This is a genomic window from Mesorhizobium sp. M0437 (genome assembly GCF_040321335.1).
Classification (GTDB): Bacteria; Pseudomonadota; Alphaproteobacteria; order Rhizobiales; family Rhizobiaceae; genus Mesorhizobium.
The window spans coordinates 51,654-76,822 of the sequence record NZ_JAMYRK010000025.1 but is presented as its reverse complement, the minus strand read 5'-3'; the positions used below and the strand labels follow the sequence as shown (position 1 = coordinate 76,822).

General features: G+C 61.6%; 21 protein-coding genes and 4 pseudogenes. 15 read left to right on the top strand and 10 right to left on the bottom strand.

Translation table 11 applies throughout. The annotated features are described in order from the left end of the window. On the top strand, nucleotides 1-1,539 hold a 1,539-nt coding region (locus NKI72_RS17900), incomplete at its 5' end, for a calcium-binding protein (RefSeq protein ID WP_352850412.1). A gap of 408 nt (nucleotides 1,540-1,947) precedes the next feature. Here the strand turns inward: NKI72_RS17900 and NKI72_RS17895 are convergent. Further along, nucleotides 1,948-3,038: pseudogene (locus NKI72_RS17895) on the bottom strand (IS110 family RNA-guided transposase). Nucleotides 3,039-3,330: 292 nt separating this feature from the next. On the opposite strand from NKI72_RS17895, the gene NKI72_RS17890 reads away from it, so the two are divergent. Beyond that, complete coding sequence (locus NKI72_RS17890; RefSeq protein WP_352850411.1) at nucleotides 3,331-4,215, top strand: LysR family transcriptional regulator; 885 nt, start codon at nucleotides 3,331-3,333, stop codon at nucleotides 4,213-4,215. A gap of 102 nt (nucleotides 4,216-4,317) precedes the next feature. Here the strand turns inward: NKI72_RS17890 and NKI72_RS17885 are convergent. Then, nucleotides 4,318-4,466 (bottom strand): annotated as a pseudogene (locus tag NKI72_RS17885) (DUF2274 domain-containing protein); the annotation flags it as partial. Then, nucleotides 4,459-5,139, bottom strand: coding sequence for a hypothetical protein (locus tag NKI72_RS17880; protein WP_352850408.1), 681 nt, complete (start codon nucleotides 5,137-5,139; stop codon nucleotides 4,459-4,461). The pseudogene NKI72_RS17885 and the gene NKI72_RS17880, both read right to left, overlap by 8 nt. Nucleotides 5,140-5,343: 204 nt before the next feature. Here NKI72_RS17880 and NKI72_RS17875 point away from each other — a divergent pair, with 204 nt between their 5' ends. Beyond that, nucleotides 5,344-5,592 (top strand): helix-turn-helix domain-containing protein, encoded by a 249-nt coding sequence (locus NKI72_RS17875; protein ID WP_254820110.1) that lies wholly within the window; start codon nucleotides 5,344-5,346, stop codon nucleotides 5,590-5,592. Between the two features lie 364 nt (nucleotides 5,593-5,956). On the opposite strand, the pseudogene NKI72_RS17870 reads toward NKI72_RS17875, so the two are convergent. Then, nucleotides 5,957-6,186 (bottom strand): annotated as a pseudogene (locus NKI72_RS17870) (sugar phosphate isomerase/epimerase); the annotation flags it as partial. Nucleotides 6,187-6,811: 625 nt separating this feature from the next. Between NKI72_RS17870 and NKI72_RS17865 the strand changes: the two are divergent. From NKI72_RS17865 to NKI72_RS17850, 4 genes are all read left to right on the top strand, one after another. Then, entirely contained in the window at nucleotides 6,812-7,999 is a 1,188-nt protein-coding gene (locus NKI72_RS17865) for a magnesium transporter (protein ID WP_352850406.1), read from the top strand. A gap of 485 nt (nucleotides 8,000-8,484) precedes the next feature. Further along, complete coding sequence (locus tag NKI72_RS17860) at nucleotides 8,485-9,759, top strand: tetratricopeptide repeat protein (RefSeq protein ID WP_352837298.1); 1,275 nt, start codon at nucleotides 8,485-8,487, stop codon at nucleotides 9,757-9,759. 11 nt (nucleotides 9,760-9,770) lie between these two features. Next, a complete protein-coding gene (locus NKI72_RS17855; protein WP_352837295.1) occupies nucleotides 9,771-10,580 on the top strand; it encodes a FecR family protein in 810 nt (269 codons plus the stop codon). Nucleotides 10,581-10,595: 15 nt separating this feature from the next. Next, a complete protein-coding gene (locus NKI72_RS17850; RefSeq protein ID WP_352850405.1) occupies nucleotides 10,596-12,641 on the top strand; it encodes a CHASE2 domain-containing protein in 2,046 nt (681 codons plus the stop codon). Between the two features lie 99 nt (nucleotides 12,642-12,740). On the opposite strand, the gene NKI72_RS17845 is transcribed toward NKI72_RS17850, so the two are convergent. Next, entirely contained in the window at nucleotides 12,741-12,983 is a 243-nt protein-coding gene (locus NKI72_RS17845) for a hypothetical protein (protein ID WP_352850403.1), read from the bottom strand. 404 nt (nucleotides 12,984-13,387) lie between these two features. On the opposite strand from NKI72_RS17845, the gene NKI72_RS17840 reads away from it, so the two are divergent. Next, nucleotides 13,388-13,633: a type II toxin-antitoxin system VapB family antitoxin gene (locus tag NKI72_RS17840; RefSeq protein WP_352502773.1), complete on the top strand. Its 246-nt coding sequence runs from the start codon at nucleotides 13,388-13,390 to the stop codon at nucleotides 13,631-13,633. Next, nucleotides 13,633-14,061 carry a type II toxin-antitoxin system VapC family toxin gene (locus NKI72_RS17835; RefSeq protein ID WP_352685439.1) on the top strand — a complete coding sequence of 143 codons (429 nt, stop codon included), beginning with the start codon at nucleotides 13,633-13,635 and terminating at the stop codon, nucleotides 14,059-14,061. The genes NKI72_RS17840 and NKI72_RS17835 overlap by 1 nt, the downstream gene beginning before the upstream one ends. A gap of 463 nt (nucleotides 14,062-14,524) precedes the next feature. Here the strand turns inward: NKI72_RS17835 and NKI72_RS17830 are convergent. After that, nucleotides 14,525-14,671: pseudogene (locus NKI72_RS17830) on the bottom strand (IS5/IS1182 family transposase); the annotation flags it as partial. 138 nt (nucleotides 14,672-14,809) lie between these two features. Between NKI72_RS17830 and NKI72_RS17825 the strand changes: the two are divergent. After that, a complete protein-coding gene (locus tag NKI72_RS17825; protein ID WP_352850401.1) occupies nucleotides 14,810-16,561 on the top strand; it encodes an adenylate/guanylate cyclase domain-containing protein in 1,752 nt (583 codons plus the stop codon). Nucleotides 16,562-16,819: 258 nt separating this feature from the next. On the opposite strand, the gene NKI72_RS17820 is transcribed toward NKI72_RS17825, so the two are convergent. From NKI72_RS17820 to NKI72_RS17810, 3 genes are read right to left on the bottom strand one after another with little or no spacing between them, the layout of a single operon-like run. Beyond that, nucleotides 16,820-17,611 (bottom strand): sugar isomerase domain-containing protein, encoded by a 792-nt coding sequence (locus NKI72_RS17820; protein ID WP_352850399.1) that lies wholly within the window; start codon nucleotides 17,609-17,611, stop codon nucleotides 16,820-16,822. A 36-nt stretch (nucleotides 17,612-17,647) separates the two neighbouring features. Continuing rightward, entirely contained in the window at nucleotides 17,648-18,418 is a 771-nt protein-coding gene (locus tag NKI72_RS17815) for a GntR family transcriptional regulator (protein ID WP_352678684.1), read from the bottom strand. Continuing rightward, on the bottom strand, nucleotides 18,415-19,290 hold the full coding sequence (locus tag NKI72_RS17810) for an ROK family protein (protein WP_352850398.1): 876 nt from the start codon (nucleotides 19,288-19,290) through the stop codon (nucleotides 18,415-18,417). Before NKI72_RS17810 ends, NKI72_RS17815 begins: the two co-directional genes overlap by 4 nt. Before the next feature lie 445 nt (nucleotides 19,291-19,735). On the opposite strand from NKI72_RS17810, the gene NKI72_RS17805 reads away from it, so the two are divergent. From NKI72_RS17805 to NKI72_RS17790, 4 genes are read left to right on the top strand one after another with little or no spacing between them, the layout of a single operon-like run. After that, nucleotides 19,736-21,028: an ABC transporter substrate-binding protein gene (locus NKI72_RS17805; RefSeq protein WP_352850396.1), complete on the top strand. Its 1,293-nt coding sequence runs from the start codon at nucleotides 19,736-19,738 to the stop codon at nucleotides 21,026-21,028. A 43-nt stretch (nucleotides 21,029-21,071) separates the two neighbouring features. Beyond that, nucleotides 21,072-21,962: a carbohydrate ABC transporter permease gene (locus NKI72_RS17800; RefSeq protein ID WP_352832289.1), complete on the top strand. Its 891-nt coding sequence runs from the start codon at nucleotides 21,072-21,074 to the stop codon at nucleotides 21,960-21,962. Continuing rightward, on the top strand, nucleotides 21,959-22,495 hold the full coding sequence (locus tag NKI72_RS17795) for a carbohydrate ABC transporter permease (protein ID WP_352850394.1): 537 nt from the start codon (nucleotides 21,959-21,961) through the stop codon (nucleotides 22,493-22,495). Before NKI72_RS17800 ends, NKI72_RS17795 begins: the two co-directional genes overlap by 4 nt. Beyond that, nucleotides 22,480-22,830: an ABC transporter permease subunit gene (locus NKI72_RS17790; protein WP_352850392.1), complete on the top strand. Its 351-nt coding sequence runs from the start codon at nucleotides 22,480-22,482 to the stop codon at nucleotides 22,828-22,830. Before NKI72_RS17795 ends, NKI72_RS17790 begins: the two co-directional genes overlap by 16 nt. A gap of 458 nt (nucleotides 22,831-23,288) precedes the next feature. Here the strand turns inward: NKI72_RS17790 and NKI72_RS17785 are convergent, their stop codons facing one another. Next, entirely contained in the window at nucleotides 23,289-24,191 is a 903-nt protein-coding gene (locus NKI72_RS17785) for a LysR family transcriptional regulator (protein ID WP_352832308.1), read from the bottom strand. A 97-nt stretch (nucleotides 24,192-24,288) separates the two neighbouring features. Here NKI72_RS17785 and NKI72_RS17780 point away from each other — a divergent pair, with 97 nt between their 5' ends. Next, on the top strand, nucleotides 24,289-25,137 hold the full coding sequence (locus NKI72_RS17780; protein ID WP_352475033.1) for an SDR family oxidoreductase: 849 nt from the start codon (nucleotides 24,289-24,291) through the stop codon (nucleotides 25,135-25,137). The last annotated feature ends 32 nt before the right edge of the window (nucleotides 25,138-25,169 follow it).

The following is a 25,169-nucleotide window of genomic DNA, read 5'->3' as shown; positions in this document are numbered from 1 at the left end:
ATCGACTATTTTGGAATAGACCCCTATCCGGTGCGCACGGGAACGGACACGGTCGACTACGACATGATCGACCGAGCCGTGGCTGCAGCGGTGAAATCCGGCATCCCGATCAGCAACATCGTTCCGGTCTATCAGGCCTTCGGCGGCGGTAACTGGGAGACTTCCGACGGCGGCAGACAGGTCATGCCCACCGCCGAACAGATGCAAATCATGATCGATCATTGGGCCAAGCTGGTTCCGTCACCTGCCTTCGACTACACCTACAAATGGGGAACGCAGAACGGCGACACCGCATTAGAGAGCTCTCCGGAACTACAAGCCGTTTTCCGGGAGCACAACCTCGCAACAACTGGGACCGAACCGCCTCCCGTCGACACAAGCGACACCTTGTATGGCACCAGCGGCGACGATGTGTTTCACGGCGCCGGCGGCCACACGATGATCGGCTATGGCGGCAATGACACCTATTATGTCGATGACATCCGCGACAAGGAGATCGAGGCTGCGGGCGGCGGTACCGACAAAGCATTCGCCTCCGTAAGTCATGCGCTTGCGGCCGGATCGGAAATCGAGCTTCTTGCCACCAACAATCCGGCCGGCACTACGGCGATCAACCTGACCGGCAACGAGTTCGCCCAGACCATCGAGGGCAATGCCGGCGCCAATTACATTAGGGGCGGCGGCGGCGCCGACACAATGACCGGCTATGGCGGTAACGACACGTACCACATCGACAATGCCGGCGACAAGGTAGTCGAAGCGGTGAGCGGTGGGGTTGACAGGGTTTACGCTGCCGTCAGCCATGCCCTTTTGGCCGGCTCAGAGGTTGAGCTCCTCGCCACCAACAATCCGACGCTCACGGCAGCAATAAACCTAACCGGCAACGCGTTCGGTCAAGCCATTTTTGGCAATGCTGGCGCAAACGTCATCAACGGCGGCGGTGGCGCAGACAAGATGGTCGGCTATGGCGGCAATGATACCTACTATGTCGACAACGCCGGTGACAAGGTAGACGAGGCGGTGGGCGGCGGCACCGACCGGGTCTTCACTTCGGTGAGTCACGCCCTATTGGCCGGCTCGCAGATCGAGCTCCTCGCCACCACCAATCCGTCCGGTACGTCTGCAATCAACCTGACCGGCAACGCCTTTGCCCAGACCGTCCAAGGCAATGCTGGCGCTAATGTCATCAACGGAGGCGGCGGTGCCGACATCTTGACCGGTAACGGAGGCAATGATGCCTTCGTGTTCAACAGCGCTCTTGGAGCCGGCAATATCGACAAGGTCACCGATTTCGACAAGCTCCAGGACAAGATCCAGCTCGACGACGCCGTTTTTGCCGGGCTTAAGCTTGGAGGCCTTTCATCCGACGCTTTCTTTGCTGGCACGGCTGCGCATGATAGCTCCGACCATATCATCTACAACAGTTCAACCGGAGCGCTCTCTTTCGACAGCGACGGTATCGGCGGCGCAGCTCAAATACAGTTCGCCACTCTCTCTCCAGGTCTCTCGATTACGGCAGGTTCATTCTTCGTGACGTGAAAGAGCTGGAGCGGCGGACCTTCAGCTCGAACCGGTCCGCCGCTTTTAATCTTTGCTCAAGCACCGGACTTTCCAGGCGAAGTGACCAGTCTGGGTTGTGCTCTCCTCCTGGAGCTAGTCTCTCATGTTCCCTGTCAAGGTTGAAGGCAAGAAGGCTCGCCTGCTTGGCAGGTTTGCGAAGCAGTCGGACCGGCTGAAGCTGCACAGGGCTGGGGGTGGAGCTCAGAGACGACGATTGATCAGACTTTCATCCGCAGGTTGGGTACCGGCCTTCCGTATCTTCGTCTCGGGGCTGTCCGGTCTAGAGGGCGGGCGACGGGCGCATCGGCTTGGCCACATAACTAGCGACGGGAGTTCCCCACCGTGTCCCCACCCCCAACACTGTGCAGCGGGTTGGGTCGAGACCGGCTATGACGGCGCGACCTCCCGGCCGATGGCCCACAAGAAGGCGGCCGTCTCGCGTGCGATCGCAGCCACGACCACCGGCGGCTTCTTGCCGGCGGCGCTGAGGCGACGATAGCGGGCGCAGAGCCGGAGCTGCCCCTTCCAGGCAATATCGCGGACGGCCTTGGGCAGCCCCTCGAGCCGCACCCTCAGGGTCTCACTGACCCTGGCAGGATAGCGGTAAGTCCATGCCGCTTCGACCAGGGCGCGGCGGGCGCGTCGATTGCCGGCGAGCGTAAGGCTCGACCGGCGAACCGTGTCACCGGTCGAGCGCTCCCCCGGGACAAGGCCGAGAAAGGCCATCAACTGCGGCGGCGTATCGAAGCGACGCACATCCCCAATCTCGGCCGCAAATATCATTGCGACCAGGAACGAGGCGCCGCGCATGGCCTGATAGGCCTCAACGACTCGCGCCATGGACCAAGTTGGCACGACGGCGCGCAACTGCTCATCCAGGCGGTGTAGTCGCTGAGCCGCGTCCTCGATCGCGTCGATCTTCTCCTGGAACACGATCTGCTGCGCGGTATGCTCGAAGTTCTGTCGGGCAAGCCAGCGCCGGTGCGCCAATGTCCAATGACCGCCGTTCTGGTAGATCCGCCCATGGCGCAGTGGCGTTTGCGGCGCAGGTCGTCGGCTGCGGCTTCGCGGGATCGGACCAGATCGCGGACAGCCTCGTGGACTACGTCCGGCACCCACACCCCGATCAGTTCGCCCGCCCGATGCAGTCGCGCCAGCGTGACCGCGTCCCGCCGGTTGGTCTTGACGCGCTCGCCCGGCCGCTTCGGGATCAGGGCCGGCGCAACCACCATGCAGTCGTGACCAAGATCGCGGACCTGCCGGCACAACGCATAACCCGTCGGCCCAGCCTCGAAGCAGACGTGCAGTCGATCATACTTTCTTCCCAGCTTCTTGATCGTCCGCTCTGTCGCCGCCGGACTATTCTCGACCTCGCCGACGAACCGGACCTCGCCGGTGCGGCCGCCCTCCGCGATCGCAACCGCGTGCTTCTTCTTGGCTACATCAAACGCGACAAATGCTTCGCTATACACTCCCATGGCTCGCTCTCCGTGCGTGAGGATCGGCTCGGCCCATCCGAGCAACCCTCGTCTTTTAATCGCACGAAAGGGCGGGCCACCGTTCTCCGCCTCGGAACATGACGTCTAGTGCGACGTACCTTTCATAGGTTCGCCCGAAAAGTGGAACGGTGTCGTCCTTGTCCCCGTGATCTGCTTGAAAGAGGCCTTAGATGGTTTCACTCAATGTCAATACTGAGATCTGGGGATAGCTCGCCAGCGTCAAAAGCGCTCAGATGTCTGCAATTTGTCGCTTCCTTGACCTTGAGCAGAGATGCGGAGCTCCATTCAACTCGCGACACTCAATTATGCGCTTGTGATCGCCGAGGAGGGCAGTTTTCTGCGCGCGGCGCGGCGCGCCGGTATCGATCACACCGCGCTAAGCCGGCGCATCCGCGATCTCGAATACGAGATGGGAACAAGGATATTTCATCGCCATGCCCGCGGCGTTGGCCCAACCCCGGCCGGCGAGCGTTTCCTCGATCGTCTGCGCTCCGTGCTGCTCGAACTGGACAATACTCTGACGCTGGCCAGGACGGGCATTAAGGATGAACAACAAAGGCTTTCCATCGGCTCCAACGGACTCATCCTCTCCGGGCGAGCGCTGGATGCAATCATTGAGTTCGGGAAATGTCATCCAAATGTGACCGTCAGCTTAATAGAGGGGTCCCAACCCGAGCTCAAGGCTCTGGGCGGCATCGAGGTCGACGTCACCGTGACCTCCTCCTCGCGATCCACTGGCGGCGCATTCGAGCTGAGATTGTGGAAGGATACCCTAGCCGTCGTTCTCGCTTCAAATCATCCTCTCGCAAGCCGCCCCGTGATCGAGTGGTCGGACCTTGGCCAGGAGACGCTGCTCGTCCGCAGGGGCGAAGCATTTCTGCTCGCCGATGCTGTTGGAAGCGGCGTGCAGTTTCCCGCAATTGTCGAACATCACGTCAATGCGGGCATCCTTCTGCGCCTCGTCGGAAACGGCCTTGGAGTCGCTCTGATCCACGATGGAGACGGCAACAGCGTTCCTGACGGCGCCGTCTGCCGCAAGCTGCGGATCGGGGGCAAGCCGATCCAGATCACCAGTTTTGCCCGTTGGCGTCCGGACAACGCCAATCCTGCCCTGCCGGTATTCATCGCGTTCCTGCGCGATCGATATTCGTCCTGATTGACGGCCGCAATGACCCCAATAGTCATCCGCCTTCAGGGTTCGTCGGGCTCTGGCAAAGGCTCTGTCCGTTGCCATGAGCCGGGTCAGAATCGGCGCCATCAGCTTGCCGGATCGGCGACTATCTGTCCGGTCACGTGACCGCGCAATTCGCCATAGGCGACGAGGTCGCGATTCACGGCGTCGGGCAGTTCGACCGTGATCTTGACCGACCGGCTATCGGGAATGGCGGAGAGTTTCAGCTCAGTCATGCAGCACACTTCGATGCCGCACCCGGTCAGCACCGTAGGACTCGGTGATGCGCACCAGATCGCTGAGCGCGGAGCGGATTTGCGGCCATGGAAATTCGGAGCATTCCTCCCATGGCTCGCTTTCGCGCAATACGGCGTCGAGTTTGCCTGCCACACCGGCGAGAGTGGTGGCGGGGGTGGTTGAGAACGCCTGCAGCAGATGTTGCATTTTCTCGCCAGCCTCGCGCTCGGCTCTGAGCGCTGCGGTGTAGCCAGTCTCCTCGGCAGCCGCGTCCCAGCGGGCCTGATGTGCCGCGAAATCAGCTTGGGCCTTCGTCCGGAGAGCCGCCATATCCGGCGCTTTGCCGAGCACTTCATTGAGCATCTCGATCGAATGGGCCGTCACCTGCTCACCCTCGGCCAGGCGGACGGTCACACAGGGAAAGCCGACGCTCTCGACAAGCTTTGTCTCCAGGCGCTGCTGCCTGCGGCACAGCCGCTCGATCTGTTTGTGGACTCTCTCCCATTCCCGCCAGAGCGCCAGTGCAGGATCAGAACGCATATGGGTCCTTCCGGCGTCGCCTGCGGACGCGTTACCTTCAAGCGTCCACGCGGTAGTAGCCACGACTGTTCCCTCAAGCACTCGCCTGCGGGTGACGAATGGCAGACTCGTGATATTGTCGGAATCGGTCATGATCCGAGCTCCTCAGAAGCTTAGGTTGTGGTCAGGCCGGGTAAGGTGTTGCACCACCTTATTCGGCCGTTTTCACACGGGCTCGTCCTGCCCCGGTCGAGTATTGTCTGGGGCTGAGCGAGTGGAGTGTCCACTCTACGGTCTTAAACGAAACCGCCGGCATCGTCAAGACTTTTGGCATCAAATGATGCGTTAGGTATAATAATGATAACGAGTGAGCAGCTGCGGGCCGCCCGCGCACTTTTGCAATGGGATCAAAAAGCCCTCGCCGCGAAATCAAAAGTTTCCGTCGCGACCATTAAGCGGCTTGAGCCAATCGCTGGCATGTTAAAGGCCAACCAGGTGACGATCGAAGCACTGAAACGTGCGTTGGAGGCCGGCGGCGTCGAATTCATTCCCGAAAATGGCGGCGGGCCTGGCGTTCGGCTGGCACGCCCTCTGGAAAGCAAATGACTTACACCAAACGGACGGCAAAGGCTTCGTTCATCCGTCCGGCCTAGTGTCTTCGACAGTGGTTGCTGTTTGTCCACCTACAGATCCGCTTACGATTGTAATTGTTGCAGATCGAGTGGGCTCACTCGAAATGCGGGAGCATCCTGCGACCTCAAAGCCGGATTGGCGCGCGAGCATGCGAATTGCATAGGCAGAAATCAGCCCGCGGCCCGGCTGGCCAACGGGTGGGGATTGGCACGTTTCCAGCCCTGCCTGCGCTCGACCGCCACGGACCGAGCAACCAGATGCTGATCGTCGTATCGTAGGCCGCCAGCCGCACTCTTCTTACAATCTCATTGAAAACAGGACCGATAAGATTAGCCGGTCCGATTTCCATGATGAGGATGGTCCCCGGCAAGAAGGCCAACGCGCTGAAGACGTCATCCCAGTCGATATCGCCCCAGCCGAGCGGCATGTGCGGGTCACCTATACCCAGCGCTGCATCCTCCTGCGGAAGGTAGGTTCCGTGGAAGCCCTTCGGGCGCCGAAGGAATCATGGACATGCAGGTGCCCCGCAACCGGAGCCATGGCCCGCAGCTGCTCGCGGAAGGTGAGATGGCAATTACAGAACCGATGCCATTCTCGAAACGAGCTTCGTTCACCCAAGTGCGATCGAGCGGTCTACGCTATTGCCAGAGGGCCTACATTAACTCGGATCGGACCGCGACGACCTCGAGTCTCACAAAGCAGACTGCCTGCCCCGAACCTGGAAGCTCTCAAGAGCACCTCTCGTTCAGACAGACTTGATACTGAGAGCCCCTTTCTCAAGCTAAACTATTACAGGTTCACGCAAATCACCTTGTCATCGTGGCGAATTCATCAGCCTCCAGAGCTGGAGGAACTGGCAAGATGCGCGGCATGAGGCAAATCAATTCGAGCGCCGGAGGCCCTGCCGCTGCAGAGTTTCCGGGTTTGCGTTTCATTTGCTGCGGCGTGCTCGCAGATCCCAGGAAAAGACCGGTGAAGTTCGCAACACGTTGAATTCTCGGCGACACGCAGAGGTTACAGCTCGCCTTTATGTACGCCGCAACGGCTCAGATCTGTCTGGGTTCGGTCCACTCGGCGCCCGAGAGGCGAAGATTTCGGGATCGAGGCGCTTGGTCCACTGCGCGCCAGACAGAGCGATCCGATCCGTGTCATACTGTCAGGCAAGACACTAGCAATTTGGGGGCCGCAGCAAATGAAAGAAGAGAACGACGTTCAGAAGTTGGTGCGCACGCTGCGGGCTCGAGCACCTGATGACGCGGCTGAATTGCTGGCCCGAGAATCTCCCGAGTTCATCCGCGACACACTAAAGCTGTTGCCGGACGGGCACGCCCGTAAGGTGGCCGAGCATTTGCCACCGCATATGCGGCCCATCAGGTCTCATGGCAGTGGCAAGGATTTCGCGGTCCCCGACTCGCTCGTCGAGCTGATGGACCCGATTCCCGCCAGCGTTCCTGTCGCGACGACGGTTGCCGCGGCAGTGGAGGCGGTCAGACGCGCCAAGGTGCCGACCGAGCTCACTTATCTCTACGTCACGGACGAGGGCAATAAACTGGTTGGCCTGGTGGTCCTGCGCGATCTGATGCTGAGCGAAGCGGGCGCGACGGTGGATCAGATCATGCTGCCCAGGCCGTTCGCCCTTAATGTCGGTCTGTCTTTGAGCGACGCCTGCAAGGCAGCAGTACGCCGTCAGTACCCTGTCTATCCGGTGGTGGACGCGGAGAACCGGCTGCTCGGGCAGGTTCGCGGCTGGCGCTTGTTCGAGCAGCAAATCATCGAGATTTCCGCTCAGTCTGGCCAGATGGTGGGTGTCCAGAAGGAGGAGCGTTCTTTTACGCCGCTGTTTTCAGCCTTCTTGAAGCGTCATCCGTGGCTGCAGCTGAACCTGCTGACGGCCTTCATGGCCGCTTTCGTGGTCAGTTCATTCACAGGCACGATCGAGAAGATCGTCGCCTTGGCGGCGTTCCTCCCGGTCTTGGCCGGGCAGAGCGGAAACACCGGCTGCCAGGCACTCGCTATGACGCTGCGTGGCCTTGCCCTAGGGGATGTGGACAAACGACCGAAGCTGCACCTGGTGATGAGGGAGGGCGCGCTCGGGATCGCCAACGGCGTGCTCGTCGGCCTTGTTGCGGCTGCGGCGATGTGGTTCTACGCCTCGCGGCAACCGGAGTCGGCGGCCCAGGCACCCATGCTGGCACTTGTGATCCTGCTTGCCATGTCCGGATCGTGCCTCATGTCCGGAATCTCCGGCGTGCTGATCCCGCTGGGCCTGCGGCGAGTCGGCGCCGATCCGGCGGTCGCTTCGGCGATCTTCCTCACCACCGTAACCGATATTGTAGGCATGGGCCTGATGCTGGGGCTGGCCACCATGCTCGTGCTGTAGCAAGACGCGTCCGGTGACGCGTCCCTGGGAGTCGGGGGCGATAAGCTGACCTCGTCGCGTTCAACGAAGTAGCAAGAGCCAGGCCGCATCGCGCACGCGTCGTGAGAAGCACCTTCCGGCAGCTCTCCGACCCTTGCGCAACGCGACGAAAGACCTTTGGATGAGCCGTAGGTGACCTTGAAGCCTCATCCGATGACCAGATACGCGCAGAATCGCGCAAACAATATTAATCTTGCCGGCTGTGCGATCCGCCACTGATGATGATTTGAGTTAGTTGCCACTAGTGCCGAATACTTCAATTATGTACAGCAACGCTGAGAAGATGTTTTGACGACCAGCGCAGCCGAAATACCAATAACCCGATAGTTTGTTGCGCCGCTGCAACAGCTGCTGAGACTCGCATGGTCTGGTGACAGTTCAGTCGCCTTTTTCTTGGAGCCGTGCTAAATCCTTCGCACTAGTCGGGTTTGGGGTGGGTTCTCGGCATGCAATCTTCGTTTCGAACGATCTTCGGCTTCGCCGCAGCGCTGCTTTGTACCGGCGTATTGCCGGCCGGCGCACAAGGTCTTTTTACGGCCTATGACGATGCGTTTTCGGCCCGCATCGCCAGTCCGGCCGACAACGGAACGCTCGCCCAGTTCGTCACAGTTGCCGTCAACGCGGGACAATACGATCAGGCGATCTCCTCAATCGAGCAGTATCTGATCAAATATCCCCGCGATGCGCGCGCCCGGCTGGCGGCCAGCCGGTTGTATTACCATGTCGGCTCCTATGAATTGGCCCGGCGGCAGGTGCAGTACGGCATCGAAGTCGGCGGCCTGACCGCAAGTGAGCAGCAGGAAGCCGTTCGCCTGCTCGCCCGCATCGAGCGCGCCTTGCGTGGCGTTACCTGGGAACTCGCCCTGACCGGCGGCGTGTTCAGCGCATTTACCGATTTTGAGCCCGGCGGGGCGCAGGACGACGACAGCTTCGTCTCGCCTTATGGGCGGGCGGAAGGCTTTGTCCGGTGGGACCTCGGCACGCCAAGCGCCGACGCTCTCGTTCTTTCAGGCTCGTTGACCGCAACACAGCGCTTTTTCACGGAAGACCTGTCGGTTCCGGGCAGCGAGAAGACCTTTATCCACGGCAACGCCGCGATCACCTGGGACAAGGGACTGCCGAACAGTGGGATCGATTCGCTGCGCCTGCTGCTTTCGGCGTTCACAGTTACGGATCGCTTCGACAGCGATATCCACGAGACCGGCATCGGCGTCAGTGGGCGCTTTCTGGTGCGCCCGACGGTCGAGACGACGCTTTTCGCAGGCGGCGGCTACATCGATCTAAGCGCCTCGCAAGGCATTTTCGCCGATAGCAGGGTTTTCTATGAGGCGGGCGGCAGCTACCGCTTCCGCAATGGCCAGGCGCTCGGCCTGCGGCTGGTCGGCTCGAATGACTTCGCCTCCGGATCTGGCGAAATCGGCCACAGCTACACGGGCGAGGTCCGCTATGGCGGCCTGTTGATGAACGTGCCGGATCTTTTCGCATGGTCGCACCAGATCGCCTTTTCGGCCGGCCACAGCAACACTCCCGATCTGTCCGTCGGCATCGGCACAAATATCAAGAGCGACTTTTGGCGCATTGCCTCGGAAAGCGATTTTCAGCTGACGGAGGCGCAGAAGATCAGCGTCGATCTCGCCTATCGCGAAACCAACTTCGACATCGCCAACCGCGACCGAAAATCGTTCGAAATGCTCATGAGCTATACGTTGACGCTCAATTGAAAGAGGCCGCGATGAGGACCCCGTACCGTCAGATCGCCATTTTTATCGCCTGCCTTGCCTTTGCGGCACCATCCGCCGCTGAGACGGTCGGGTCGATGACGGCCTACCAGACCAACATCGTCCGCAACAACGGCGGGACAATGAACGTTGGGGCCGGCGTCGAACTCGGCGACCAGCTGCGCAGCAATCCCACCGGTCTTGGAATGCTGGTGTTCCGGGACGAATCGAGCGCCAAGATTGGTCCGAACACCAGCCTGACGATCGACGAGTTCGTCTACAATCCGGGCTCCGGATCGGGAAAGATCGACATCGGGATGAACAGCGGCCTGGCCCGTTTCTATGGCGGCCAGGTTTCGAAAGGCGGCGTCATGCAGGTTGCGACGCCGCATATGGTGCTCGGGGCGAGAGGCGGCATCATCGAAGTGCTGGTGGCAGCCGGCCAGACCGTCGGCATTCTGCGCGCCGGCCGCATGACCTGCACGATCAATGGCAAACGGCTGGTCATCACAAACCCGGGCTACGCCTGCACATCGGAAGGTGGCAAGCTGCTGACCGGCTACGGCGGAATCGACACCTTCCCGATATTGGACAGCATCGACCGGATTGCCGGCACCGGCCTGCCAGGCGCACCGGGTCCGGGATTGGACGTAAGCGCCCTTTGTGCGTCGGCACTCGGCGGCTCGCTCAAAGTCTGCGACTCCACCGACGGCGCATTGCCAGGAGTGGTCATGGAGTTCCCCGACACCCCAACGCCACCCGTGGGCGGCGGCGTGAATAAGGGCGAGTGTCAGGGTGAGGGTTGCTGCTACTACTGTGAATAGGCCTGGCCGTACGACATGAGCCTCTTGGTCGGTTGGCGCTGGGCTGATTGGCGGCAAGCTGCCAGGAGTAAGATATCCGGCCTTTTGGTCGTGCTCCTGCTGCTCGCTTGCCATTTGGCTTTCGACGGGCCGCTGTCGCGCCTGCGTGAGCGGACGTACGACTTCTACCAGTTTCTCGCTCCGCGCCAGGCGACGAGCAATCCTGTCGTGATTGTCTCGATAGACGACGCCAGCCTCAAGGCACATGGGCGATGGCCCTGGAACCGGGGCCTCTTGGCCGATCTGGTCGATGGCATCACCAAGTCCGGCGCCGCGGTCATCGGGCTTGCGCTGGTGCTGCCCGAGGCCGACACCTCGCCTGAGGGCATCGCCGGAGACAAGCGCCTGGCAGCGGCGCTGGCCAAAAATCGAACGGCGCTTGCTGTCAGCCTGGGCAATGAGGCGACGGTTTCAGATGCAGGGCCCAAAGCCGGCTGGTCGATCGTCGGGCAGGTACCAGACACGCTTCCCGGCTTCGCCGGCCTGACCGGCTCGCTTGCCGAATTCTCCAACGCCGCCGCGGGCCTCGGCGTAATTCGCACCTTGCCCGATCCCGACGGCGTACTGCGCCATGTGCCGCTGCTGTGGCTTCGCAATACCGCTCAAGGCGTGCAGCTGTGGCCGTCCTTCGCGCTCGAGCTTCTTCGCCTTTACGCCGGGCAGGACGGCTACATAGCCCGGATGAATGCAGCCGGGTTCGACGCACTCAGGATGGCCGGCGCCATCGTGCTGCTCGAGCCGGAGGGGAGCATCCGCCTCTGGGAAACCGCCACGGATACGCCGCGTATATCTGCCAGCACTATCCTTTCGGGCGGCAGTGATCCACGGCTGCGGGACGCCATCGCCATTGTCGATCTGTCGGCCGTGGGACTGACGCAGTACCTGCCCACCCCGACACGTCCAGCGCGACCAGGCGCGGACATCCACGCCGATGCAATCGGCCAGTTGCTTGCCGGGCGCTACCTAACAGAGCCAACGCATGCGCGCACGGTGGAGCGGCTCTGGTTTGTCCTCAGTGCCGTCATTTTCATCGGACTTTCCGGAGTGCTCGCCGGGCGTGTCGTGCTTGGTGCCTTGGCTCTCGTGCTGCTTGCCGTCACGCCGTTCGTGTTCGGCGCTCTCGAATACAGCCTGCAGGGTGCACTCTATGACCCGCTGCAGCCGGCGCTTGCGACGATCCTGGTAGCCGGCTTCGAAGGCTATGTTCTCTACAGGCGCAGCGAGCAGCGCCGGTCCACCCTGGCACGGCAGTTCTCCCAGTATCTGTCGCCTTCCGTGGTGCAGCGCCTCGCAAGCTCAGACACCGAAGCGATCCTGTCCGGCGAGAAGCGCGAGATCACGATCCTGCTCAGCGACATACGCGGCTTCACGACGATGAGCGAACAACTCGACACCCAGGAAATCGCAAAGGTGGTCAACCACTTCCTCGGCATTGCGACCGATGAGATCCTCAAGCGCGACGGCACCATCGACAAGTTCATGGGCGACGCGGTGCTGGCCTTCTGGAACGCGCCGCTTGATCAGCCGGACCATCGCGAGCGCGCGCTCGACGCGGGCCTTGCCCTGATCGAACGGGTGAAGCGTGAAGACGCCGCCTTCAGCGCGGACGGCCACCCCTCCATCGCAATCGGCGTCGCCATCGAGACGGGCATTTGCTCGGTAGGCAATTTCGGCTCCGAACGGCGTTTCGATTACACCGCGATCGGCTCTCCGGTGAACCGCACGGCTCGGCTCGAGTCGACGACCAAGAAGCTGGGCATCCCCCTGGTGCTTGGTCCCGGCTTTGCGGCAGGAGCGCCGATGCCGGTCGTCCAGGCGGGCGCCTTTGAACTCCAGGGTTTCAAGGGCGAGGTGCCGGTTTTCACCGTTCCGGAGATGCAAGCTGCTCACCAAGGTATGAGCCGCGAAGTGGAGAGCCAACGTGGTGAGCAATCTGGCGCCCCTGCCGTGGTGGTTGGTTCGCCGCCATCCGTGCAAATGGCACCGCCTGATCTTGCACCCCGAACCCGAAGCACACGCTGACCGGATCCAGCGGATCGCGGGGTGCCGACCTGCTTTGTGAACTAATACTGCTGGGGAGGCCTAGGTGTCATCAAACGGCCCTTTAATTGCGGGTGGCTGTCAATCCGGATCAGCGCGACAGCCGATGAGACGCGGATAGACGGCGAAGGGATCCGTCGAGGTAACCCCGGCAATGATTGTCGAGGCCGCCGAATTTTCGAGCGAGAAGATAGGCCGTGTTATCCAGTTCACCACGAATGGCAGCACGGCTTCGTTGAGTTCGCCGGCGCCACCATGTGGAGGCAGCGCGTGGTTCAGATTGTTTATCCTCGCCGCCGGATCATGCGCTCGGGATGTTCCCAAGAGCATCCAGCCGTAGCACTCTCCGAGCTGCCCTAACGAGAGAGTTCGCTGGCCGGGATTATGGCCGTTATGAACCTGACGCAATCGATGCAGCTGGCGCTGGCCTCGTCGGGCGCGTGGGCGGTCTATCGACATCAATCGGTCGCCGCGGATGTTGGGATGCGCATGCGTCGGCGCACGTAGCGTCGATACGCCTTGGGCATGTGGGCGTTGACAGTGACATGGCCGGAGCGACGTGTTTCAGACGCCGAGCAATTCCAAGGACTGAGCACCAGAACCGAACCTCCCGACGGATTTTCGCGAGCTGGATTCCTCCCTCCCTCCTTATCAAAACCGCCGCTCGCGAATTCGCTGGCGAGTATATCTCCGATATGATATACATATATCACTCACAGGATATACAAATGCCGCTCTTCATTCGCGATCCCGACGTCGATGCCATGGCCGTCGAGCTGCAGCAGATTACCAAGGCGCGCAGCAAGACGGAGGCCGTCAGAACCGCCTTGCGCCATGAGATCGAGCGCAACCGCGGCAGCGTCCCGCTGCGCGAGAGACTTGCCAAAGTCAAGGAAATGGCGCGGCGGATCGGGCCAGCCAACCCTGATTTCGATATGAAGAAATTCACCGACGAAATGTGGGGCGACGACTGATGTTCGTCGATGCCTCGGTGATCGTTGCCATCCTGAACGAGGAACCTGGCGCGGAAGAACTGGAAAAGCGGCTCGCGGCCGCGACCAAGCCGCTGTATATCTCCCCGCTCGTCCGGTTCGAGGCAGTCCAGGGTCTCGCGCGAGCATCGGCCGAAGCCATCAAAAAGAACGCCAAGCCCACAGCCAACATGCTGGCGCAAGCCCGTGATACCGTCGACGCCTTTTTGATCGAGATCGCCGGCAAGGAAATCACGATATCCGGCGACATCGGCGACCGGGCGATCGAAGCCAGCATGAAATACGGCAAAGCAGTCGGGCACAAAGCCGATCTCAATTTCGGCGATTGTTTTGCCTATGCTTGCGCGAAGGCTCATCGGCTTGCCCTGCTTTACAAGGGCAATGACTTTTCACAAACTGATCTGGCGTAAGGCTTTCCTGGCCTTGCATCGCGGCGCGAGAGCCATGCAGACGCTCGGTGTCGTAAGCCGACTATTCCCGCTGATTATGAGCGATCAAAGACGTCGACCATCCGGTCTCGCGAGGTCCGCATCGTTCCCGGTCCGATGCGGTATGTCTGCGATGATGACGCGAGCAAAATCCGCTGTCGTTAACGTCTTAAAATGCGCGGATATTCAGCTTGCATCGGAGCTGCCTGTCTCAGAAAATCGGCCGAGTGGCCGAATGACATGATGCTGCGTGGGATGAGCGAGCATTACCGGAAATCGAGCTTACCGACATTGTCCAGGTAATTGAGCACGAACCGCTCAAACCAGACGGCTGACGTCGGCTGATCGAGCTGTCCAAAACTGCGGGTCGGTTCTCCAGCCGATTGCGACCTTCTCGGCTCAGGGTGAACAGTGGCAGGGGCGAGGAGGAAGTCGTCGCGCGCCTGAGGTTCGCCGCCGATCCATAGGCGCTGTCGGCGGCCAGATATTCCGGCTTCAGGCCGAAGCGGTCCGCGGTCCTGTCAATCCTGGTGCGCGCGGTTCCCACCTCAGCCTGCCGGATCGCGCGGGTCGCCTCGACGTCCAGGGTGACGCGTTGAGCGGTCACTCCGTTCACTACCCAAAGCTGTGCTTCTTCGTCCGTATGCGGAACTGATTGGAGGGTATCTCGCTGGCCACAAACTGCGCGGCATCCGTCCGCAGCTGTGATAGGTTCGGGTATGGGCATGCAATGACCGAAGTACGCAAGCTCGCGGCAATCCTGGTGGCGGACATCGTCGGCTTCAGCCGTCTGACGGCGAGTGACGAGGATCGTACGCTCGCTCGCATCCGCACGCTGCGAAGCGACCTCGTCGACCCGACCATCGCAGTTCATCGGGGTCGGGTCGTGAAGAGCACCGGCGATGGCGTGCTGTCCGAGTTTCGGAGCGGCGTTGACGCGGTCCGCTGCGCTATGGAGCTGCAGGTAGGGATGCTCGAGCGCAATTCCGGATTGCCGGCAGAGCGTCGAATTGAACTGCGCATCGGTATTCATATCGGCGATGTTGTCGAGGAAGCGGATGGCGACCTGATGGGCGATGGCGTCAATATCGCTGCTCGTCTGGAGGGCATAGCGAAGCCAGGAACCATCTGCCTGTCTGAAGATGCCTACCGTCAGGTGCGGAGCCGGCACGACCTCGCGATTTGTGATCTCGGCGACAGAGTCCTTAAGAACATTGCTGAGCCGATGCGTGTTTATGCGCTGGAGGTCGGTACGTCTGCCCGTCGCGAGCCACCTGTCTTAACCGGCGCCACACCGGCTCCGCTCGCCCTTCTCGACAAGCCGTCCATCGCCGTGCTGCCCTTCATCAACATGAGCGGCGACGCCGAACAGGAGTTCTTTACCGACGGCCTGACAGAGGACATCATCACCGATCTCTCCAATGTACCGGGCTTCTTCGTAATCGCCCGTAACTCCACCTTCGCCTACAAGGGCAAGCCTAGTGATGTCCGTCAGATCGCTCGCGATCTAGGGGTCAAGTACATACTTGAGGGCAGCGCGAGGCGGTCCGTCAAGCGTTTGCGTGTAAATGTGCAGCTGATCAACGCGGCGGAAGGCGGCAATCATGTCTGGGCCGAGCGTTTCGACCGCGAAATCGCCGACATCTTCGACGTTCAGGACGAGGTCACGCGACGCGTTGTTGAAGCGATTTCTGGCAAGCTCAGTGAAAGGAACATTGTTAGCCGTTTTCGACCGTCAAATCTCGAAGCCTATGATCTTTGTGTTAGGTCGCGAGGCAAATGGAACATTTCCAGATCAGACAACAGCGAGGCGCGTTCAGCTTTGGAACGTGCCGTTGCACTCGATCCAAACTACTGTGAAGCGCACAGCAATCTTGCCATCTCACTGCTGTTTGGCTGGATTATTTGGAGAGAACCACAGGTACCCGGCCGCGCAAAGGCTCTGATGCACGCACAACGGGCCGTGGAAATCGATCCCGGCGATTCCAACGTTCGCAGGATCCTGGGCTGCGTTCAGCTTTTTGAGCGCAATTGGGATGAAGCAAAATCTCAATTCGATGCTGCCATTCGGATAAATCCCAACAATGCAGATGCGGTTGCATGGATTGGTGAGCTTCAAATCTACTTGGGCAAGCCGCAAGCGGCGCTGATAGCTTGTGCAGAGGCGCTGCGTTTAAATCCTCGTCCACCCGGTTGGTATTTCTGGATCGTTGGAATGGCGCAGATTTCCACCGGTCAGTACGAAGAAGCGGTTGTGTCCTTGAGCCGGGAAGAAACCTACGGGACAGGTTCGAGGGAGCACCTGATTGCCGCGCTTGCCCTTGGCGGCCGCTTGCCTGAGGCACAGGAGGAAGCCCGCCTATTTCTTGCGGGCAATCCAGGTTGGACGATCGGCGAACTAGTAGCGAACTTGCCATTTAGGAGCATGAGTGCTGCCCAGCCCTTTGTCGATGGCTGGCGTCTGGCGGGCTTGCCGGACTAGGCATATTTCGGCGTTGGTGAAACCCCCGCACGCCACCAGGTGGCGGACGTAGCGCCACCGGCGCGAGTCCGCGAAAGCGCTATCGACCGCTCCATCGCTGCAAGTTGCCGTCTCGGTTCCGGCCGCGGCCGGTCGAAGGATACGCGACGACCTGAAGGTCGGCTGCTGGCGGATTTGTCGAAAACGTCCTCGGCCAAACCATTCAAGCGGCTTGCCTAGAACACTACGTCCTAGTGTTTTGCGTGCCCTCCCCGGTTGTCAGTCGCCGCGCATGGTCGCCTGGAACGTCGGCAGATGCTTCCTTTGTGCCTCGAGCATTTTCTCGCGATAGACGCCATAGATGACGTCGGTGTCGTGCAGTGTGACGCCGGCAATTGTCGGCGAGGCAAAAACCGGCAGTTCGATGCCGCGTTTCGAAAGCGCCTCGGCGGTGCGGGCGATCAGCTCATGCGCCAGGATCATGGCAAGCACGGTCGACGAACCGGAGACCGGCCGGCTCCAGCCCTCGACCGGCACGATGGCATCCTCGATCGGCGAGCAGGTGTCGATGACAAGGTCGGCGGCATCGGCAAGCCGTTTGCCGGAAGAGTGCGTCGCCGGCTTGTCGAGATTGTTCTTGCTGGTTATCGCAACGACGAAGATGCCGCGTTTTTTCGCATAGAGCGCGGTGTCGATGCCGGACGAATTGCGGCCGCTGTGGCCAAAGATGATGATCGAATCGCCTTTGTTCAGCGGCTGGTGATCGAGGAATTTCTCGGCGTATTTCTCGGTCCGCTCCAGCCACAGAAGTTCGCGCACGCCGCCGGCGCCGAGCACGTTATGCCACATGACACGCGGGTCGGTCAGCGGATTGAAGCCGATATAGCTGCCGTAGCGCGGAAATACTTCCTGGACAGGCAACACCGAGTGGCCCGAGCCGTAAAGATGAACCAACCCGCCACCCTCGAGCGTGTCGGCAAAGCGGCTGGCCGCTTCGCCAAAGGCTTCGGCATTGGCTGTCGAGGCCTGTTCGATGAGAGCGGCAAGGCGAGGTATGTAAAGATCGGACACGTCGGTACTCCTGTTATGTGTCGGCTTCGGTATGGCTCAGCTTCTTGCGGTTGGCGCCGCGCGACCGGCACGCAGCGTCGAGCGGATTTCGTAGCGGTCGCCCCGCATGACCGAGACGGTGAATTCGAACGGGCCGCGCTCGTCGGTGGTGATGCGCTCGACCACGAAAGCGGGGCTCCCCGCAGGCAGATCGAGCAACTCGGCATCCGCCGCCCCGACCGCGCCAACACGGTAGTTTTCGCGCGCCGCGACCGGCACGATGCCGTAATGGCGTTCCAAGGCTTCGTAGAGCGAGCCCTGCAACAGGCCGGCATCGAGAAAGCCGGGCACGCGCGCGGCCGAGAGTTGCGCAGTCTGAATACCGATCGGTTCGTTGTTGCCGAGCCTGAGCCGCCGGATGCGCACCACCGGGTCGCCCTCCTCGATCTCCAGCGCTCCGGCCGCGGCGGCATTGGCGGTGGTCAGGCTGCAGTCGAGCAAGCGCGAGCCGGCGACCACGCCCATATTGCCCATTTCCTGGGTGAAGCTGGTGAGTTCGCGGGTGCCGGCGACCAGCGTGGTGGAGCGCACGAAGGTGCCACGGCCATGTTCGCGCCTGAGCAGTCCGTGCTCTTCCAGATTGCGCAGCGCGTGGCGCAGCGTGATACGGCTCACCCCGAACAGGGCGCACAACCTGTCTTCGGCCGGAATCTGGTCGCCGGTCGCCCACTCGCCACTCTTTACGATGGCGCGGATGGCCTCTTCCACCTGATACCAGAGCGGCTCGGGCCTTCGGCGGTCGGGCAGCTGGAAGCTGACTTGGCTCATCTTATCTGCCTCCACTGTGCTCCGGCGAGACCGGCCAGCGAGGCGCCAACGAGACCGGCGCGGGAGCCGAATTCGCCGGACCGCAGCACGACATCGCGCAGATGCGGCGGCAGCTGACGCTGCAGAGCCGAAAGCAGCGGCGGCCCTATCACGTCCAGCGCATCGGCAAGGCCGCCGGAAATCAGGACCGCCTGGGTGTCAAGCAGCGCGACCGCACCCGCCAAGGCAGTGCCCAGCCGGCGCGCCGGCAGCTCCAATGCGTCAAGGGCGGCCGTCTTGCCACCCCGGGCCGCCTCGACCAGCCTGCCGCCATTGGCCAGCCCGATCTGGCGCGCCGCGGCGTCGAACGCCCGCCCGGAAGCGAAGCGCTCCAGCCAGCCGCTGCGGTCCTCGCCTTCATCCTCGATGTCGGCGCAGGCCCAGCCGAATGAGCAGGCGCCGCCCCGTGCGCCGGCGACGATGTGGTTATTGGCCAGAACGGCGGAGCCGATACCGGTGCCGATCGCCAGCAGGATGGCATCGGACAGGCCTTTCGCGGCACCTTCGACCGCCTCGGCCAGCAGGGCGATCTGCGCATCGTTGCCAATGGCAACAGGCAGACGAGGAAACAAGGTCGCGACGTCGACACCATCGAAATAGGGCAGGTTCGGAACCCAGCGGCAGATCGAGCCCTCGACAAGCCCCGGCACCGCCAGGCCAAGTGCCTCGACCGGACCGGCCTCGGCGCGCAAGGCATCGATGCGGGCGACGAAGGCATCCAGGTTTGCCGGCGCAGGCTCGCGGCTCAGCATCTCCAGCCAGCGAACATCGCCGGTATGGATTGCGGCGCGCAAATTGGTGCCGCCAAGATCGATGGCCAGAACGCGTGTCATCGAGGGCGGCTCCGCTTGGCCGCCGCCCGGTCCTCGGAGCGCCAGCTCCACGACGCCACGGCGTCGTCGGCTCTGGTCGGCAGTGCGGTACAGATCCCGGTGCACGCGGCGCCAAAGCCGATCGGGCTGAGCGCAGCGTGTCGATCAACCATGCTCCGTCTCCCATTCGACATCGGCGTCCTTTGCAGCGACTCAGTGTCATTATAACGACATGACGTCGACCGCAAGTGCCTTGCAGTATGTTCGGGCATGGCCGGCAGGGGAGAATCAGCTCGAACTTAATCAGCTAATTGGTTGTTTTTACAGTTAATATTTCATGCTTATGGACCGCAGTGAGAAAACGTCGCAACACCGGCAGGAGCTCTCCACGAAGATAGCGCTTGCATCGTTGCTTCGGGTTGTCATAACGTCATGGACATCGCTGTGTGGCTATGCGGAGGGTCGGATGTCTTTGGCTTGGATTTCGAAACTGGCACTTGCTGCAGGGTTGTTGGCCTCGCCCACCATTGGTTGGGCGCAATCGGTCAACATCTCCTATCTGACCCACTGGTCACCCGAAACGGTCGCTTTGCTGGACGCCGCGGCCAAGGACTATGCCAAGAGCAATCCGGATGTGACCGTCACCGTGCGCGCCGTCCCCTTCGGCGATCTCCTGACGACACTGCGTTCCCAGGGCGGCAGCTCGGACGGGCCGACGATCGGCGGCATCTATGATTTGTGGCTGCCCGAACTGGCGCGAGACAAGCTGGTCGCGCCGGCCCCCGATGCGATTGCCGGCGAGGTCAAGAGCGCGTGGCCGGCCGGTGTCGTCAGTGCGGCCTCTGTTGGCGCCACGCTTTACGGCATTCCAAACGAGATCGACGTCTATGCGCTGAACTACAACAAGGAGCTGTTCAAACGGGCAGGCATTACAGCCGCGCCGAAGACCTGGTCCGAATTGAAGGATGCGGCCCAGAAGCTGACCAGGAAAGATGCCGGTCAGCAAGGCTTCGGCATGATCAATTCCTGGGCGGCTGGCGTCGTCCATCCCTTCGCCTCGCTGCTGGTCTCCAATGGCGGCGAGCTGGTCAAGGACGGCAAACCGATGCTCGACAGTCCTCAAGCCGGTGAGACTTTCCAGCTTTACGAGGACCTGATCAAGTCCGGCGCCAGCGATCCGCCGATGGCCACGGCCGACGCCAACACCACCGGTCCCTTCCTCGACAATTTCGTCTCCGGCAAGACCGGCATGATCATCATGGCCAACTGGTGGGAAAGCGCATTGAAGAGCGGCATGGGCGACAAGTTCTCCAATATCGCCACCGCACCCATCCCGGTCGGTCCGAGCGGCGAAAAGCCGCACTCGATCTCCTATTCATGGATGACCGTCGTCAACGCCAATGCCGGTCAGGCCGAACAAAAAGCGGCATGGGATTTCCTGGTGTGGCTGAACAGTCCGAAGTCCGGCAAGAACGGCGCATCGGCAATGTCGGATATTCTGATGTCGATGGGCATCCTGCCGACGCGGACCTCCGACATCGAAGCCCATAAGGACAAGCTCGGTTCCGAGTTCCTGTCCGGCTATGTCAGCGTGCTTGCCGACGCCAAGCCCTTCCCTGTCGTCCCGGGCGGCCAGGAATTCAGCGAATCGCTGCAGCAGACGCTCGAGGCGTTGCAGTATGGGCAGCTCTCGGCCAAGGATGCGCAGGCGAACGCGCAGGCCGATGCCGTCTCGATCCTGGAGCGTGCCGCCAAATAGCGAAGGCGCTGTTTCGAGAGCCCGACGCTTTGGAAGCAGAGCGATGATCAAGACCTATCGTGCCTCGGCGGGCATCATGCTGGCGCCTGCCGTGACACTGATCGGCGTTTTCATCCTGCTGCCGATGCTGCTCACCATCTGGCTGTCATTCCAAGATTGGTCGACGCAGACGCCTTTTTCCAATGCGAGCTTCATCGGCTTCGACAATTTTCGCGAAATATTCGGGCCGACCTCGGTCGGGCGGGATTTCAAGCGAGCGCTGCTCAACACCGCCATCTACACGGCATTGTCGGTGATGCTCATCCTGCCCCTTTCGGTAGTGTTCGGCTTGATGGTCCACCAGCGCGATGTCGCAGGCGGTACGGCGCTGCGGACCGTGTTGTTTTCCACCTACATGGTGCCGATGATCGCCGTGACGCTGGTCTGGTCGAAGCTCTATTCGCCGAGCGAGGGGCCGCTCAACCAGGTGCTCGGTCTCGCCGGCATCGGCCCGCAACTCTGGTTGTCCTCGCCAAGATCGGCGTTGATCTCGATCGTCGTCCTCAATGTCTGGCAGCAGATCGGCTATTTTACGGTGCTGGCCGTTGCCGGGCTGACCCAGATCCCAGGCAGTCTGTACGAGGCGGCGACGCTTGACGGCGCCAACCGGCGCGAACAGTTCCGCTTCATCACCTTGCCGCTATTGAGCCGCACGCTCTTGTTCAGCGCCGTCATTGCCATCATCAACGCCGTGCAAGTGTTCGAGCCGGTGGCGCTGATCACCCAAGGCGGGCCGGTCGGCTCGACCAACGTGCTGACCTACCATATCCGCCGAGTCGGCATCGAGCGGGCACAAGGCGGGCTGGGCTCGGCCATGGCAGTGATGCTGATGCTGTCGCTGATCGTCATTGTGTGTGCGCTGTTTGCATTCGCCAACCGGAAGGATGACGAATGAGCGCGCCGGGCCGCTCAGCATCGAGCCGGTTGGCGCGCAAACGCCTGGCGGGCCGCAGAGCACTGCTCGCCACGCTGATGCTGCTGGTTGCCGTGGCCTCCGCCTTCCCGCTGTTGTGGATGGTGCTCTCCAGCCTGAAAACGCCGGCCGAAACCATGCAGGTGCCGCCGGTGTGGATACCCCTCACGCCGACCCTCGAAGCATACGAGAAAGTGTCCGGCGTCATCAATGTCGGTCGCTCGATGTGGAATTCGCTCGTGATCGCCACGATCACCACCGCCGGCATTCTGGTCACCAGCATGATGGCTGGCTACGCCTTCGCCAAGCATCACTTTCCCGGCCGCTCACTGCTGTTTTCGGTGCTGATCGCCACCATGTTCCTGCCGCCGATCGTCACGCTGATCCCGCTTTACCGTCTCGTCGGATCAATTGGCCTGAACGCCAGCCTTGCCGGTATTATCGTGCCCAATCTCGCCAATGCGTTTGGCATTTTCCTGATGCGCCAGTTTATAGCCGCGTGCCCGACGATCTGATCGACGCAGCGCGGATGGATGGGGCGTCGGAACTCCTGATCCTGTTCAAGATCGTCGCGCCGAGCGTGGCGCCGGCAATCGCAGCACTGGCGCTGTTTGCCTTCGTCTATCACTGGAATAGCTATCTCTGGCCGCTGACCGTTCTACAGGGCAATGCACACGAATATCCGATCGTCATCAGCCTTAGTCGCCTGCTCAGCTACAATCGAGGCGCTCTCAACACGGGACTGGTGATGGCTGGCGCGACGCTTGCCGTGCTCCCGCCACTGGTGCTCTTCGTCTTCCTGCAGCGCTTCTTTGTGGATTCGATCGTCGGCTCGGCGATCAAGGGGTAGCGTCGGCGGCACTGCCGGCATCCGTCTGGCTGTCATCGGGACGCGCTGGTGCGCTGAACGGAGCTAAGCAGATGACCGCGTTCTGAGAGCCATCAGTTCATCAGTACAACTGGCCGCGAATGCCTCCACCACGTTAGCTGCAACTAGTGATCGCACGCTTGGTACCCGCCCCAGACCGTTTTCACAGCTCCCAGAAAAGCGGCGCGGCCCTGCTCGTTTGCAGACGTTCGGAAGGTCACGGGAAGGTAGTGATTGGACCCTGCGTTTAACGGTGACCTGCCTCATCTCGGGAAACTAGCCCCGATCGAGGAATTTGCGCCCCCGCGAGAAGCTCTCGCTTGAATAGTTGCTCGAACTCATGCGACGCGAGCTGGGTCAGAGCAGGACCGCGATCTTCAGCTGTTCGCTTCGCCCCGCTGCGGCTATTCCGCGCGAGGGCGTCGGCTTCGTTGATCTGGTTAGGGTTCTTTCTTCCGCAGGTCCTTTACAACATCGAGAAAAGCCCGCAGGGCGGGCGGCACGGCTCGATGTCCGGGGTAGTAGACCGCAACTTCTTCCGGTGCTGGCGTCCACGCGGTCAGGACCTTGCGTAGCCGGCCATCGGACAACGCGGCTTCGGCGGCCCAATCCGCCACATAGGCGATGCCCAGACCCTCTATTGCGGCTTCGACCATCAGTTCCTCGTCATCAAGGACGATGGGGCCGTTTGCCCCGATCACCAGTTCCTGGCCTGCGCGTTCGAACTCCCATCGATAGAGCTTGCGGCTGGGCATACGGTGGCCGATGCAATGGTGGCGTTGCAATTCCTCGGGCGTTCCCGGCTCCCCGAAGCGATCGAGATAGGCGGGTGACGCGATACAGATGAACGTCAACGCGCGTGCAAACGGCACGGCGATCATGTCTTTGGGAATTGATGTGATGAGGCGCACGCCGGCATCGAACCCGCTGGACACGATATCGATGAGCCGTCCCTCGACGACGATGTCCACGGTCACGTCCGGATGGCGCTCCGCCATCTGCGGAAGAACCGCGCGAACGAGAAGCCCGGCCACCAATCGCGGTGCGTTGATGCGGACCGTTCCTGCGACATTGCCCCGGAACCCCGCGACGCTGTCGAGCGCCTCGTCCAGCGAGGCGAGCGCCGGCTGAAGACGGTCGAGCAACCGGAACCCGGCTTCTGTCGGCGAGACGCTGCGTGTGGTGCGGTTCAGAAGTCGCACGCCCATGCGTTCCTCGAGCGCACGCATCGCATGGCTCAATGTGGAAGGTGCCGTGCCGATCTCGTCCGCTGCGCGGCGGAAGCTACGGTGTGTGGCAACGGCGACGAAGGCGGTGAGATCGTTGAGCGACGGGCGGGGCATTGATGGGGATTTTGCATTGTCCCATGCCGGTTTCAACGGCTAATGCGCGCAATGCGATTGCCCTATCTCCTGCCTGGATCAATTGGAGAAATGAGAAATGGAAAAGGCCTGGCTCATAACGGGTGTGTCTTCTGGTCTAGGCCGGCTGCTGGCGGAGAAGACCCTGATCAGGGGAGACCGTGTCGTCGGTGCCAGTCGCAGCGAGGACGCACTTCCCGACCTGCGTGCAAGTTACCCCGAACGGCTCCGCATCGTCGCAATGGACCTCAAGGACCAGAGCTCGGTCCGCGCCGCGGTCGACCGGGCCTTCGCGGCATCCGCTCGGATCGACATCGTCGTCAGCAATGCTGGCTATGGCCTGCTCGGCGCGGCTGAAGAGGCTGGCGATGTGCAGGTTCGGGACATCATCGACACCAATCTCATCGGCTCGATCACGCTCATCCAGGCGGCGTTGCCGCATCTGCGCAGCCAGGGTGGTGGTCGGATTCTACAGGTATCGAGCGAGGGAGGCCAGATCGCCTATCCGGCTTTCAGCCTCTATCACGCGACCAAGTGGGGTATCGAGGGGTTCGTCGAATCCGTGGCGCAGGAGGCTGCTCCCTTCGGCATCGAATTCAGCCTTGTGGAACCCGGGCCGGCGCGGACCGGGTTCGGCGGCAATCTCGCGCGGACCAAGCCGCTCGCGGCCTATGAGGGAACCCCCGCCGATCAGGTCCGCGAGGCGCTCCATGGGTCTTGGGTGATCAAGGGCGACCCCGACCGCATGACGGATGCAATGATCAGGCTTGCCGATCAGGATGGTCCGCTCCCGAAACGGCTGGTGCTCGGTGCCGAGGCCTATGCCGGCATCCGCAAGGCACTCGGCGGACGCATCGAGGAGCTCGACCGGCAGAATGACATCGCGGTTGCGGCGGATTTCACAGACGAGGAGTTGGCGCGGCTGTGACCCCCGGCTCCGGCCCGCTGCTCGTGCCCACC